The following is a 575-nucleotide window of genomic DNA, read 5'->3' as shown; positions in this document are numbered from 1 at the left end:
CAAAAGACACCTTATAAAAAACAAAAGATACGTAAAACCATATTATAATAATAGAATGATATGAGACAGTTGTATGTCTATATGAACGACCTCAAGGCAGGTGTCCTGACTGAAAACACCCCAGGAAAAGAATATACTTTCTGTTATGACGAGAACTATCTTTCAACTGAAAACCCTTCCATTTCTGTCACTCTTCCCAAAAGAGAGGAATCCTATAAGAATGAATATTTGTTTCCTTTCTTCACGAACATGCTGCCAGAAGGTGCTAACCGTAGGAGCATTTGCCGTTCGTTGAGAATTGATGAGAATGATTTCTTCGGACTTCTTATTGCCATGGCAGATAAGGATTTCATTGGCGCCGTACAAGTAAGAAAGACAACAGATGATTGACATTAAGACTGGCATTTGAAAGGTGGTCACGCCACATATCCGTTATATATATAACGCTGTACTCATGAATAAAACATATACTTGGAATTCGTGAAACATAGACTTGAAATCTCTAAAACACAGACTTGTAATTCATAAAAGACAGACCTCGGATTCTCCCCACGCCGTGGGGAACAGAACCCCCT

The 575-nt window shown here is 38.6% G+C and carries 1 protein-coding gene; it reads left to right on the top strand.

Features of this window, described 5'->3' with window-relative positions; all coding sequences use genetic code 11:
* Window positions 1-60 precede the first annotated feature (60 nt).
* Window positions 61-390, top strand: coding sequence for a HipA N-terminal domain-containing protein (locus QVO99_RS01440; RefSeq protein WP_022315807.1), 330 nt, complete (start codon window positions 61-63; stop codon window positions 388-390).
* Window positions 391-575 lie beyond the last annotated feature (185 nt).

The sequence above is a fragment of the Prevotella sp. CAG:592 genome, from assembly GCF_000436015.1.
Classification (GTDB): Bacteria; Bacteroidota; Bacteroidia; order Bacteroidales; family Bacteroidaceae; genus Prevotella; species Prevotella pectinovora.
The sequence above is the reverse complement of the archived record's forward strand: the minus strand, read 5'-3'. Positions and strand labels throughout refer to the sequence as shown.